This window comes from Geodermatophilus sp. SYSU D00698, assembly GCF_054050335.1.
On record NZ_JBJGZD010000005.1, the window covers coordinates 72,515 to 85,530 of the forward strand.

The window sequence follows — 13,016 nt, forward strand, 5'->3', positions numbered from 1 at the left end:
GCGGCGGCGGGGTCCGTGGCGCGTCGGCACCGAGGGGTGCCGGGCCGACGCGGGAGGTCAGCCGGCGGCCGGGTGGCGGGCGCGCTTCTCCCGGTACAGCGCGGCGTCGGCGCGGGCCAGCGTCGCGGCGAGGTCCTCGCCGGGCCGGGCGCCGGCCGCCCCCGCCGACCACGCCCCGACCGAGACGGCGCGCAGCCGGTCCAGCAGCTCGGCGGCGCGGTCGGTCCCGGTGCCGGGCAGGCAGAGCACGAACTCGTCCCCGCCGAGGCGGCCGAGCAGGTCGGAGCGGCGCAGCTCCCGGCTCCAGGCCGAGGCGAGCGAGCGCAGCAGCGCGTCGCCGGCGGAGTGGCCCCCGGTGTCGTTGACGGCCTTGAACCCGTCGAGGTCGAGGACCACGACGGTCAGCGGCTCCCCGGCGCGCTGCGCGTGGGCGAGCAGCCGGGCGGACTCGGCCTCCCAGGCGCGGCGGTTGGCCACCCCCGTCAGCGGGTCGGTGCCGGCTGCGCGGCGCAGCGCCCCGGACTGCCGGATCTGCGCCTCGGTGAGCACCGCGACCGTGGCGACGGCGGCCAGCCAGGCCGAGAGGAACCCCTCCGGCGTCGCGGCGAGCGCGCCCGCGGTGACGACGGCGACCCCGCCCGCGACGTGCAGCCGCGCCTGCGCGGGCGGCAGCACGTGCCCGGCGAGCACCCCGAGCGCCACCACGACCGGGCCGAGGCCGACGACGCCGACCGCGGTGACCGAGCGCCAGGCGAGGACCGCGGTGAGCAGGGACAGCAGCGCGAGGGCGGCGTGCACGACGGCCATGGGGGAGCGGCCCGTCGGCGCGTGCTCGCGCAGGTGCCACAGCGCCGCGGAGCCGAGCCCGCCGACGACCGCGAGCGCGGTCAGCAGGACGACCGGTGTCCGGGGGTGCATCGGCCACAGCGCACCGGCGGCGCACAGGACGGCGGCGCAGCCGTACAGCAGCGCGAGCAGGCCCAGCCCACCCCTGCGGTCTCCCTGCACGGGTCCTCCCTCCGTCGCGGACGACATCGTCACCCGTCACGCCGGTCCTGAGCGCGACGACGGCCGTCCCCCTCGGAGGGAGGGCGCCGGGGAGGGTCAGCCGGTGAGCTCGGTGGGCACCGCGATGACGTCGACCATCGCCCCGAGCCGGTACACCGTGACCGGCAGCGGCCGGCCGATCGCCTCGGCGAACAGCAGCCGCTGCAGGCTCTGCGCCTCGGCCACCGGCGCCCGCCCGGCCTCCAGCACCAGGTCGCCGGCGCGCAGCCCGGCCCGGTCGGCCGGCGACCCCGGGACGACGTCGACCACCCGCAGGCCGCGGCGCCGGCCGGTGCGCTCGGCCAGCGGGGCCGGCAGCGGCGCGGGGCTGCTGACCAGGCCCAGGTAGGCGCGGCGCACCCGCCCGTCGCGGACCAGCGCGTCGACGATGCGGCGGGTGGTGGCGTTGACCGGCACCGCCAGGCCCAGGCCCCACCCGGCGACGGCGGTGTTGATGCCGACCACCCGGCTGGCCGAGTCGGCGAGCGCGCCGCCGGAGTTGCCGGGGTTGAGCGCGGCGTCGGTCTGGATGACGTCCTCGACCACCCGGGCGGTGCGCCCGTCGCGGGTGGGCAGCGAGCGGCCCAGGCCGCTGACCACGCCCGCGGTCACCGACCCGGCCAGTCCGAGCGGGTTGCCGACGGCGACGACGAGCTGGCCCACCCGCAGCTGCGCGGCGTCGCCGAGCTCGGCGGGCTCGGGCGCGCCGGCGGTCGCCCGGACGACGGCGAGGTCGGACAGCGGGTCGGTGCCCACCACCTCGACGGGCGTCTCGGTGCCGTCGCCGAACACCGCGCGCCCGCTGCGCGCCCGGCCGACGACGTGCGCGTTGGTGAGCATCAGCCCGTCACCGGGGACGACGACCGCGGAACCGGCGCCGCCGCCGCGGCCGTCGGGCGAGGTCACCTGCAGGGCGGCGACGTGCGGGGTGAGGTCGGTGGCGACCGCGGTGACCACCTGGGAGTAGGCGTCCAGGGCCGCGTCGGTGTCGGGTCGGGCCACGGTCCACCTCCGGTCGTGATTACAGCGTTGCACCGACCAGTGCACGCCTCCCCGGGCCGCCCTGCCACCCCCTCCGTTGCGCCCACGGTGAACGGCGGGAGGTGTCCCGCGCGCACTCGTGCTCTGCCCACTCCTGCGGCCAGAGCACGAGCGGCCACGGCGGCACCTGCGGCGTCCCCCTTCGTGCTCTGCGCACGTGGGTGTGCAGAGCACGAGCGTGCTGGTCAGCAGGTGCGGCGGGGCCCCGGCGGCCGTAGCGTCGGCCTGCCCGGCGTCCGGACCGGCACCGAGGAGGGGCGTGCGCACCGACGGCCTGCAGACCGAGGGCGGTGCGGTCGGGCGCACCCTCGGCGTCGAGGAGGAGTTCCACCTCGTCTCCCCGGACACCCTGGAGCTGACGCCCGGCCCCCGGGCGTCCGCGGCGGCGCTGGCCGGCGAGGCGGGGGAGCGGGTGCACCCGGAGATCGCCACCACGCAGCTGGAGATCGCCACCGGCGTGTGCACCACGCTCGAGCAGGTGCGCGCGGAGCTGGTGGCCGCCCGCACCGAGGCGGCCGCCGCGGCCGAGCGCGACGGCCTGCTGCTCCTGCCCGCCTCCACCCACCCGTGGGACTCCTGGCACACCATGCCGGTCACCCCGGGCGAGCGGTACGAGGCGATGGTCGACCGCTGGGCCGGGCTCGCGCGCCAGCAGGACATCTGCGGCTGCCACGTGCACGTCGGCGTCCCCGACCTCGACACCGCCGTCGCCGTCCTCGACCGCACCCGCCCCTACCTGCCGGTGCTGCTCGCGATGACCGGCAGCTCGCCGTTCCACGACGGCGTCGACACCGGCTACGAGTCCTGGCGGACGCTGTGGTGGACCCGCTTCCCGCACGCCGGTGCGCCCGAGCCGCTCGGCGACGCCGACGGCTACCGCCGGGTGCTGTCCGCGCTGGTCGCCTCCGGCGTGGTGGCCGACGGGTCGCACCTGTACTGGGACGTCCGCCCCTCGGCGCGGCTGCCCACGATCGAGTTCCGGCTGGCCGACGTCTGCACCACCCTCGACGACACCGTCCTGCACGCCGCGCTGGTCCGCTCGCTGGTGCGCGTGCTCGCCGGGCGGGCGCAGCGCGGCGAGCCGGTGCCGGAGCTGCGCCCGGAGGTGCTGCGCGCGGCGCGGTGGCGGGCGGCGCGCTCCGGGCTCACCGGCCCGCTGTTCGACCCGCTGCGCGAGGAGCTGGTCGACGCCCGCACGGCGGTGACCGGGCTGCTGGCCGAGCTGGAGGAGGACCTGACCACGGCGGGGGAGTGGGACGAGGTGACCGCCCGGGTGCAGGACCTGCTCGGCCGGGGTACGTCGGCGGCGCGGCAGCGGAGCACCTGGCTGCGCACGGGCGACCGCCGGGCGGTCGCGGAGTGGGTCGTCCGCGAAGGGGCGGCCGGGAGGTCCTGATGGACGGCTTCGGGGAGCTGGCCCGCCCGCTGCGCGACGACGCCGACCTCGACCCGCTGCTCGAGCGCATCGGGGAGGCGCGCGTGGTGGCGGTCGGCGAGGCCAGTCACGGCACCCACGAGTACTACGCCTGGCGCGCCGCGCTGACCCGCCGGCTGGTCGAGGAGCGCGGGTTCGGGCTGGTCGCGGTCGAGGGCGACTGGCCCGACTGCGCCCGCGTCGACCGCAGCGTGCGGCTGCGGCCCAGGGGCGCCGAGGACCCGCGGACGGCCCTGGACGCGATCGACCGCTGGCCGACCTGGATGTGGGCCAACGACGACGTCGTCGACTTCTGCCGGTGGCTGCGCGGGGTCAACGCGGGCCGCCCCGAGGCCGCGCGGGTGCGCTTCGCCGGCCTCGACGTCTACAGCCTCTGGGACTCGATGCACGAGCTGCTGGCCTGGGTGCAGGAGCACGAACCCGGCCACGTCGAGGCCGCCCGGCAGGCGCTGCGCTGCTTCGAGCCCTTCGGCGAGGACGGCGTCGAGTACGCCTTCGCCCAGCGGTTCGCCCCGGCGGCGTGCGAGGAGACCGTCGTCGCGCTGCTGCGGCGGCTGTGCGAGCAGCGCGGCGCGGACGACGACCCCGACGACCGGTTCTCCGCCGAGCAGAACGCCGCGGTGGTCGTCGGCGCGGAGCGCTACTACCGGGCGATGGTCGGTGGCTCGGCGGAGTCGTGGAACGTCCGGGACGTGCACATGGCCGACACCCTCGACCGGCTGGTGGGCCACACCGGCGCGAAGGCCGTGGTCTGGGAGCACAACACGCACGTCGGCGACGCCCGGGCCACCGACATGGCCGACGCCGGCATGACCAACGTCGGCCGGCTGCTGCGCGAGCGGCACGGCGCCGACGACGTCGTCCTGGTGGGGTTCGCCGGCCACCGCGGCGGCGTCGTCGCCGGGCGGGAGTGGGGCGCGCAGGTGGAGCGGATGACCGTGCCGCCCGCGCGCGAGGGGAGCCTCGAGGACCTGCTGCACCGCGAGGTCGGGCACGACGCGCTCGTCGTCGTCCCGCCCGGGGAGCGCCCGGACTGGCTGGACCGGCGGCTCGGGCACCGGGCGATCGGCGTCGTCCACCGGCCCGAGCGGGAGCGCTGGGGCAACTACGTGCCCACGGTGACCGGCGACCGCTACGACGCTCTGCTGTACCTGGAGGAGACGACGCCGCTGCAGCCGCTGCACCTCGAGCGGCCGGACGAGCACGTGCCGCCGATGGCACACGCGGTGTAGTCCGGTGGCACTGCCCGCGGCCGGTGCCGGCCGCCTCGACGCCCGCCCCGGTGCGCAGCCCGCCGGGCCACCGCTGCCGGCCGGCACGACGGCGCTGGAGCTGGGCGGCCCGGAGGCGCTGGTCGCCGTCCCCGGCGGCCCGCCCGGCCCACGCCCGCTGCTCGTGTTCTGCCACGGGGCGGGCGGGACGGCGGACCAGTCGCTGGCCGCGGTGGGCGACGTCGCCACCGCCCGCGGGGTCGCCGTCCTCGCGACCTCCTCGGTCGCCTCGACCTGGGACCTGCTCGCCGGCGGGCTCGGCCGGGACGTGGCGGTCCTCGACGCGGCGCTGGAACGGGTCGCCGCCGGCCTCGCGGTCTCCCGGGTCGCGCTCGGCGGCTTCTCCGACGGCGGCTCGTACGCGCTGTCGCTCGGGCTGGCCAACGGCGACCTGTTCGAGGCGCTGCTGGCGTTCTCACCGGGCTTCGTCGCCCCGCCGGGCCGCACCGGCCGGCCGCGGATCTGGATCACCCACGGCACCCGCGACCGCGTGCTGCCGGTGGCGCGCTGCGGCCGCCGGGTGTCCCGGGACCTCGCCGCCGCCGGTTACGACGTCACCTACGACGAGTTCGACGGCGGCCACGTCGTGACCCCGGACCTCGTGACCGCCGCCCTGGACGCCTGGCTGCGCTGAGCCCGGACGCGCGACGGCCCGGCCCCCTCACCGGGGGTCCGGGCCGTCGGGACGTACGGGGTGGCTACGCGGTGCGGCGGCCGACGAAGTCGTGCTGCTGCTCGGCGTTGACCTCGTCCGGCGTGTGCGGGTGGTCCTTCGGCCCGCCGGTCTTCGACGCCTCGAAGCCGGGGCCGAGCTTCTCCAGCGCCAGCCGGCCGTAGACCTGCTGCTGGGTGGCCACCCGCTGCGACCGGCCGCGGCCGAGGAAGCTGACCATCCAGTGCAGCACCGTGGTGACCCGGCTCTTGAAGCCGATGATGTAGAAGAGGTGCACCACCAGCCAGATCACCCAGGCGATGAAGCCCTCGAACTTCATCTTCTTGATGTCGGCGACCGCGGAGAACCGCGAGATGGTCGCCATGTTGCCCTTGTCCCGGTACCGGAACGCGCCGCGCGGCTCCCGGCCGGCGAGCCGGCGCTTGATCTGGTCGGCGGCGTAGCGCCCGCCCTGGATGGCCACCTGGGCGACGCCGGGCAGCCGGTCGGGGTGGTTGGCCATGTCGCCGACGACGTGGATCTCCGGGTGGCCGGGCAGCGTCAGGTCCGACTGGACGGCGATGCGCCCGGCGCGGTCGACCTCTGCGCCGGTCTTCTCGCCGAGCAGCCGGCCCAGCGGCGAGGCCTGCACGCCGGCCGCCCACACCTTGGTGGCCGCCGAGATGCGGCGCAGCTGGCCGTCGGAGTCCTTGACGGTGAGGCCGTCGGCGTCCATGTCCGTGACCAGCGCGCCGAGCTGGACCTCGACGCCGATCTCGTTGAGGTGCCGGCGGGCCTTCTCGCCCAGCTTCGGCCCGAACGGCGGCAGCACCTGCGGCGCACCGTCGAGCAGGATGATGCGGGCCCGCTGCGGGTCGATGTTGCGGAAGTCGCGGCGCAGCGTGCGGTGCGCGAGCTCGGCGATCTGCCCGGCCATCTCCACCCCGGTCGGGCCGGCGCCGACGACCACGAAGGTCATCAGCCGGTCCACCTCGGCGGGGTCGGTGGCGAGCTCGGCCAGCTCGAAGGCGCCGAAGATGCGGCCGCGCAGCTCCAGGGCGTCGTCGATGCTCTTCATGCCGGGGGCGAACTCGGCGAACCGGTCGTTGCCGAAGTACGACTGCCCGGCGCCCGCGGCGACGACCAGCTCGTCGTAGGGGTGGATCGTGGTGCGGCCCAGGATGGTGGAGGTGACCGTGCGGGCGTCCACGTCGATGTCCACGACCTCGCCGAGGACCACCTTGGCGTTCTTCTGGTGGCGCAGCACCTCGCGGGTGGCCGGGGCGATCTCGCCCTCGGAGAGGATGCCGGTGGCCACCTGGTAGAGCAGCGGCTGGAAGAGGTGGTGGCCGGTCTTGGCGACCACGGTGACGTCGACGTCGGCGTTGCGCAGGGCCTTCGCGGCGAACAGCCCGCCGAAGCCGGAGCCGATGATCACCACCCGCGGCCGGCCGGTCGAGGAGCTGGCGGTGGGCGCAGGTGATGTCGTCATGATGACTGTGATCCTCTCCCGTCAGGGGCTCCGCTGTCTCCCGGCGGGCCCGTTCCGGGGGTGATCCCCGTCACGGCGGCCCTCCGCCGGTGCACTCGCGGTGTCCGGTCCTGCCCGGTACAACCAGGTCGGTGCCCGTCGTCATCCCCCGGCTCGTGGTCGTCCCGGGGCTGGGCCTGGACGGGCGGTCGTGGTCACGGCTGCGCCGGCGGTCGCCCGCCGACGTCGTGGTCCTACCCGGGATGGGCCGGTCTGCACCTGTGCCTCCGCTCGACGTGCTGGCCGCCCGGCTGCGGGACCGGCTCGGCCCCGGTCCGGTCGTGCTGGCCGGCCACTCGCAGGGCTGCCAGGTGGTGGCCGCGGCCGCCGTCGACCCGCGGGTGGCCGGTGTCGTCCTGCTCGGCCCGTCGACCGACCCGCGGCTGCGCCGGCCCGTCCAGCTGGCCGCGCGGTGGCTGCGGACCGCGCTGCACGAGCCCTGGTGGCAGGCGCCGCTGATCCTGGCGCAGTGGCTGGCCACCGGCCCCCGGGCGATGCGGGCGCTGTGGCGGGTGGCCGCGCCCGATCGCATCGACGTCCGGCTGCGCCGCGTCGGCGTCCCGGTGACCGTCGTCCGCGGCACGCGGGACCGGCTCTGCCCGGCCGACTGGGCCGCCGCGGTGGCCGCCGCCGCGCCGTCGGGACGGGTCGTCGAGGTGCCCGGGGCGGGGCACATGACCGTCCAGACCCACCCGGACGCCGTCGCCGCCGTCCTCCGGGAGGTTCTCCGAGCTGCCGGGATCGCGGAGGAGGGGGGACGCGCCTCCGGCGTGTCACCATGACGTCATGGCCTCCACGTCCGCCTCGGCCGGCGCACTGCTGCACCACGTGCGCACCGGCCGCGCGCGGAGCCGGGCCGAGCTGGTCGCGCTCACCGGGGCCGCGCGCAACACCGTCAGTGCCCGCGTCGACCAGCTGATCGCCGCCGGCCTGCTGCAGGAGGGCGGCCGCGGCGGCAGCACCGGCGGCCGCCCCCCGACGCTCCTGCGGTTCAACAGCGGCGCCGGCTGCGTGCTCGCCGTCGACCTGGGGGTCACCAGCGTCGACGTCGCGGTCACCGACCTGTCCGCGCAGATCCTCGCCACCGTCGGGCACCCGATCGACATCGCCGACGGCCCCGACGTCGTGCTCGCCGAGGTGGACCGGCTGGCCCAGAAGGTGCTCGCCGAGGCCGGGCTCACCCCGGCCGACGTGTGCGCCGTCGGGGTGGGCGTGCCGGGGCCGGTGGAGTTCTCGACCGGCCGGCCGTCCCACCCGCCGATCATGCCGGGCTGGCACGACCACGACATCCCCGGCGCGTTCGCCCGCTACGGCTGCCCGGTCCTCGTCGACAACGACGTCAACGTCATGGCGCTCGGGGAGATCGGCGTCGGCGGCTCGGCCGAGGACGTGCTGGTGGTCAAGGTCGGCACCGGCATCGGCTGCGGGGTCATCGTCGACGGCGAGGTGTACCGGGGCGCGCAGGGCAGCGCCGGCGACATCGGGCACATCCACGTGCCGACGCCGGACGGCCGCACCGTGCTGTGCCGCTGCGGCAACGAGAACTGCCTCGAGGCGCTCGCCGGCGGTGGCGCGCTGCTGCGCGACGCCGTCGAGGCGGGGCTGCCGGTGACCAGCACCCGGCAGGTCATCGAGCTCGCCGCCCAGGGCGACGGCCCGGCACTGGACCTGGTCCGGCGGGCCGGGCGCACCATCGGCACGGTGCTGGCCGCGCTGGTCAACTTCTTCAACCCGCACCGCATCGTGATGACCGGCGGGGTCGCGCAGGCCGGGGCGCCGCTGCTGGCCGGCATCCGCGAGGCGGTCTACGGCCGCTCCATGCCCCTGGCCGCCCGCGCGCTGGAGATCACCGTCAGCGACGCCCCCGACCTGTCCGGCCGGGTGGGCGCCGCGCTCATGGCCATCCAGGGCTACCTCGACGGGGACTCGGTCCACCAGGCCCTGGCCCGCTGAGCCACCGGCTGCCGTCGAAGGACGGCAGAGAGGGCCGTCTCCGCCCTGACCTGGCCCGTCGCAGGTCTCGGTTCGGTGACGCCGCTCACGGGGTCTTGACCCCTTGTGACTCCGTTCATATGGTCACCGCTGCACAGACTAATGGTCAGCGTTGAGCAGAAGTCCGAGGTGAGGCCATGCCACCGGCAGGGGCGCCGCTGCTGGAGATGCACGGCATCGTGAAGACCTTCCCGGGCGTCCGTGCGCTCGGGGGCGTGGACCTCGACGTCCGCGCGGGGGAGGTGCACTGCCTCCTCGGTCAGAACGGTGCCGGCAAGTCGACCCTGATCAAGGTCCTCGCCGGCGCGCACCAGCCGGACGAGGGCACCATCCTCTGGCGCGGCGAGCAGGTCCGGCTGTCCACGCCGCAGGCCGCGCTGGGCCTGGGCATCGCGACGATCTACCAGGAGCTCGACCTCGTCGCCGGGCTCACCGTCGCCGACAACGTCTTCCTCGGCCGGGAGCAGGCCCAGATGGGCTTCGTGCGGCCGCGCGAGCTCAACCGGCGGGCGGGGGAGCTGCTCACCCGGCTCGGCCACCCCGAGATCCGGCCGGCCGCCGAGGTGGGGTCGCTGCCCGCCGCCTCCCAGCAGATGGTGAGCATCGCGCGGGCGCTGTCCCAGGACGCGCGGCTGATCATCATGGACGAGCCCTCGGCGGTCCTCGACAACGAGGAGGTCGAGCGGCTGTTCACGGTCATCCGCGACCTCACCGCCCACGACGTCGCCGTCGTCTACATCTCCCACCGGCTGGAGGAGATCCGCGAGATCGGCGACCGGATCACCGTCCTCAAGGACGGCCGGACCGTCGCCACCGGGCTGCCGGCCCGCGAGACGCCGACCCGCGAGGTCATCACGCTGATGACCGGCCGGGACATCGAGTACGTCTTCCCCGAGCGCCACCACCGCCCCGCGCCCACCGCCGAGCCGGTGCTCGAGGTCGAGGACCTGTCGCTGCACGGTTCGTTCTCCCACGTCTCCTTCTCGGTGCGACCCGGCGAGATCGTCGGCCTGGCCGGGCTGGTCGGCTCCGGCCGGTCGGAGATCCTCGAGACCGTCTACGGCGCGCGACACGCCACCGGCGGCGCGGTCCGCGTGGACGGTCGCCGGCTGCGGCACGGCGACGTCGGCGCCGCGGTGGCCGCCGGCGTGGGGCTGGCGCCCGAGGAGCGCAAGAGCCAGGCCCTGCTGCTCGGCGAGTCCGTCGCCCGCAACATCAGCATCTCCAGCCTGGCCCGCTTCGCCCGCGGCGGCTTCCTCTCCGGCGCCGCCGAGCGCAAGGCCGCCCGCGAGCAGGTGAAGTCGCTCGACGTGCGCCCGGCCGACGAGACCCGCGAGGTGCGCACGCTGTCCGGCGGCAACCAGCAGAAGGTCGTGCTCGCCCGCTGGCTGCTGCGCGACTGCCGGGTGCTGCTGCTCGACGAGCCCACCCGCGGCGTCGACGTCGGGGCGCGCTCGGAGATCTACGCGCTGGTGCGCGACCTCGCCGACCGCGGCGTCGCGGTGGTCGTCGTCTCCAGCGAGATCCCGGAGGTGCTCGGTCTGGCCGACCGGGTCCTCGTCGTCGCGGAGGGCCGGGTGCTGGCGGAGGAGCCCGCCTCGGCCCTCGACGAGCACCGTGTGCTCGACCTGGTCATGGAGGGGACGTCGACGCACGGCGTCCCGGTGCACGAAGGGGACGTCGCATGAGTGGGCAGGGCATGAGTGAGGGCAGCACCGCGGTGACCGCGGGCTCCGGCAAGGACGCCGGCCGCAACCGGTCGGGGGGCGGGTTCATGAGCGGGCCGGTCGGCCGCAACCTGGGCCTGGTCGTCGCGCTGGTGGTCCTGTGCGTCGTCGGCGTCATCACGGCGGGGGACCGCTTCGCCGACGTCGACAACATCCTGACCATCCTGCGGCTGGCCTCGGTCATCGGCGTGGTGAGCGTCGGCATGACGTTCGTGATCATCGGCGGCGGCATCGACCTGTCGGTCGGCGCGCTGGTGGCGCTGGCGTCGGTGTGGGCCACCACGCTGGCCACCCAGCAGATGGCCGAGGACTTCCACTGGATCGTCATGGTCTTCACCGCGCTGGTCGTCGGCGCGGTGGCCGGGCTGATCAACGGCGTGGTCATCGCCTACGGCAGGCTCGCGGCCTTCATCGCCACCCTCGCCATGCTCGCCGCCGCGCGCGGCCTGGCCGAGATCATCGCCAACCGGCGCACCCAGATCGTGCAGGACAGCGACTTCCTGTCCTTCTTCTCCGGTGACGTGCTCGGCGTCCCGACGCTGGTGATCATCTTCGCGCTGGTCGCGATCGCCGGGTGGGTGCTGCTCAACCGGACCACGTTCGGCCGGCGCACCTTCGCCGTCGGCGGCAACGCCGAGGCCGCCCGCCTCGCCGGCATCCGGGTGCAGCGGCACACCGTCAAGCTCTACGTGCTCTCCGGCATCACCTGCGGCATCGCCGCGGTGATGATCATGGCGCGGACGACGACGGGCAGCTCGACCCACGGCACGCTCTACGAGCTCGACGCCATCGCCGCGGTCGTCATCGGCGGCACGCTGCTCATCGGCGGGCGCGGGACGATCGTCGGCACCGTCCTCGGCGTCCTCATCTTCACGACGCTCGGCAACGTCTTCACGCTCAACAACCTGTCGAGCTCGGCCCAGGCCGTGGCCCGCGGCGTGATCATCGTCCTCGCCGTCCTGCTGCAGCAGCGGCTGGCCACCGGCGGGTTCAGCTTCCGCCGGCCCACCGCGGGACCGCCGTCCGGCGGCCTGCCCCCGGCGGGCGGCCCGGCCGGGGCGGTCTCCGGCGGCTCGACCGTCGAGGGCGGACCGGGTGGCACGCGCCCGGCCGCGAGCGGCAAGACCCTCTGACTCCCGGCGCGCGACCCCGCGCGCCGGACCGCACCACCCACCGGACCCCCGTCCGGTGGCAGCCCACCGCCTCCGGAGAGGGGGCGACACTCGAGGAGAGAGCATGTCCGCAACGAGGCAGCGTCCGTTCCGCCGCCTGCCGTACGCCACGGTCGCCCTGCTCAGCGCGGGCGTGCTCGTGGCCGGCTGCACGAGCAACACCCCGGAGGAGTCGGGCGGCGGCGGGGGCAACCAGGCCGCCAGCGACAACGACGAGGCCGGCGACACCGTCACCATCGGCTTCTCGGCGCCGGCCGCCGACCACGGCTGGATGGCCGGCATCACCGAGGCCGCCCGCGCCGAGGCCGAGAACTACGAGGACGTCGAGCTGGTGGTCGCGGAGGGCACCAACGACGTCAGCACCCAGATCAGCCAGGTGGAGACGTTCATCAACGACGGCGTCGACGCCATCGTGCTGCTGCCCTTCGACGGCGCCGCGCTGACCCCGGTCGCGCTGCAGGCGATGGAGGCGGGCATCCCGGTCATCAACGTCGACCGCGAGTTCGACAGCCCGTTCGCCGCCCGGGCCACCGTCCTGGGTGACAACTACGGCATGGGCGTCTCGGCCGGCACGTACATCTGCGAGCAGCTGGGCGACAACCCCGACGCCGTCGTCGCGGAGATCGCCGGCATCGACTCGCTGCCGCTGACCCAGGACCGCAGCCAGGGCTTCGCCGACGCGCTGGCCGACTGTGGCCTCAACGTCGACAACCGCGTGGCCGCGGACTTCACCGTCGAGGGCGGCGAGGAGGCGGCGGCCAACCTGCTGCAGGCGGCGCCGCAGATCGACGCGATCTGGAACCACGACGACGACCAGGGCGTCGGTGTCCTGGCCGCGATCCAGAACGCCGGCCGCGACGAGTTCTTCATGGTCGGCGGCGCCGGCTCGGCCAACGCCATGCGGGCGATCCAGGAGGGCAACTCGGTCCTCCAGGCGACGGTCATCTACCCGCACACGCAGGCCGCCGACGGCATCAAGCTGGCCCGGCTCGTGGCGCAGGACAAGGCGCTGTCGGACCTGACCGAGGTGGAGGTCCCGCGGCAGATCGTGCTGAACGCGCCGGTCGTCACCGCTGACAACGTCGACCAGTACATCGACAACGCCTTCGAGTCCTGATCCACCCGGGCGGGGCCGCCGGTGCACGCCG

General features: G+C 75.5%; 11 protein-coding genes. 8 read left to right on the forward strand and 3 right to left on the reverse strand.

Annotation, left to right across the window (positions count from 1 at the left end):
• Positions 1-57: 57 nt before the first annotated feature.
• Positions 58-1,008 (reverse strand): GGDEF domain-containing protein, encoded by a 951-nt coding sequence (locus ACI8AB_RS06385; protein ID WP_456949407.1) that lies wholly within the window; start codon positions 1,006-1,008, stop codon positions 58-60.
• Between the two features lie 96 nt (positions 1,009-1,104).
• Complete coding sequence (locus ACI8AB_RS06390) at positions 1,105-2,049, reverse strand: S1C family serine protease (RefSeq protein ID WP_387992776.1); 945 nt, start codon at positions 2,047-2,049, stop codon at positions 1,105-1,107.
• 298 nt (positions 2,050-2,347) lie between these two features.
• On the opposite strand from ACI8AB_RS06390, the gene ACI8AB_RS06395 reads away from it, so the two are divergent.
• The 3 genes from ACI8AB_RS06395 to ACI8AB_RS06405 are packed head-to-tail and all read left to right on the forward strand — an operon-like array spanning position 2,348 to position 5,428.
• Positions 2,348-3,484, forward strand: a complete 1,137-nt coding sequence (locus ACI8AB_RS06395; protein WP_387992779.1) for a carboxylate-amine ligase — start codon at positions 2,348-2,350, stop codon at positions 3,482-3,484.
• Positions 3,484-4,755, forward strand: a complete 1,272-nt coding sequence (locus ACI8AB_RS06400; protein ID WP_456949408.1) for an erythromycin esterase family protein — start codon at positions 3,484-3,486, stop codon at positions 4,753-4,755. The genes ACI8AB_RS06395 and ACI8AB_RS06400 overlap by 1 nt, the downstream gene beginning before the upstream one ends.
• A gap of 4 nt (positions 4,756-4,759) precedes the next feature.
• Complete coding sequence (locus tag ACI8AB_RS06405; protein WP_456949409.1) at positions 4,760-5,428, forward strand: alpha/beta hydrolase; 669 nt, start codon at positions 4,760-4,762, stop codon at positions 5,426-5,428.
• Positions 5,429-5,492: 64 nt separating this feature from the next.
• On the opposite strand, the gene ACI8AB_RS06410 is transcribed toward ACI8AB_RS06405, so the two are convergent.
• Positions 5,493-6,938: an NAD(P)/FAD-dependent oxidoreductase gene (locus ACI8AB_RS06410; protein ID WP_456949410.1), complete on the reverse strand. Its 1,446-nt coding sequence runs from the start codon at positions 6,936-6,938 to the stop codon at positions 5,493-5,495.
• A gap of 155 nt (positions 6,939-7,093) precedes the next feature.
• Between ACI8AB_RS06410 and ACI8AB_RS06415 the strand changes: the two genes are divergently transcribed.
• The 5 genes from ACI8AB_RS06415 (at position 7,094) to ACI8AB_RS06435 (ending at position 12,985) form a co-directional block, all read left to right on the forward strand.
• Positions 7,094-7,759, forward strand: a complete 666-nt coding sequence (locus tag ACI8AB_RS06415; RefSeq protein WP_456949534.1) for an alpha/beta fold hydrolase — start codon at positions 7,094-7,096, stop codon at positions 7,757-7,759.
• Between the two features lie 4 nt (positions 7,760-7,763).
• The gene (locus tag ACI8AB_RS06420; protein WP_456949411.1) at positions 7,764-8,930 is read left to right on the forward strand and encodes an ROK family protein; all 1,167 of its coding nucleotides are present in this window, start codon (positions 7,764-7,766) and stop codon (positions 8,928-8,930) included.
• 176 nt (positions 8,931-9,106) lie between these two features.
• Entirely contained in the window at positions 9,107-10,657 is a 1,551-nt protein-coding gene (locus ACI8AB_RS06425) for a sugar ABC transporter ATP-binding protein (RefSeq protein ID WP_456949412.1), read from the forward strand.
• 11 nt (positions 10,658-10,668) lie between these two features.
• Positions 10,669-11,829: an ABC transporter permease gene (locus tag ACI8AB_RS06430; protein ID WP_387992800.1), complete on the forward strand. Its 1,161-nt coding sequence runs from the start codon at positions 10,669-10,671 to the stop codon at positions 11,827-11,829.
• Positions 11,830-11,932: 103 nt separating this feature from the next.
• Complete coding sequence (locus ACI8AB_RS06435; protein WP_387992803.1) at positions 11,933-12,985, forward strand: substrate-binding domain-containing protein; 1,053 nt, start codon at positions 11,933-11,935, stop codon at positions 12,983-12,985.
• Positions 12,986-13,016 lie beyond the last annotated feature (31 nt).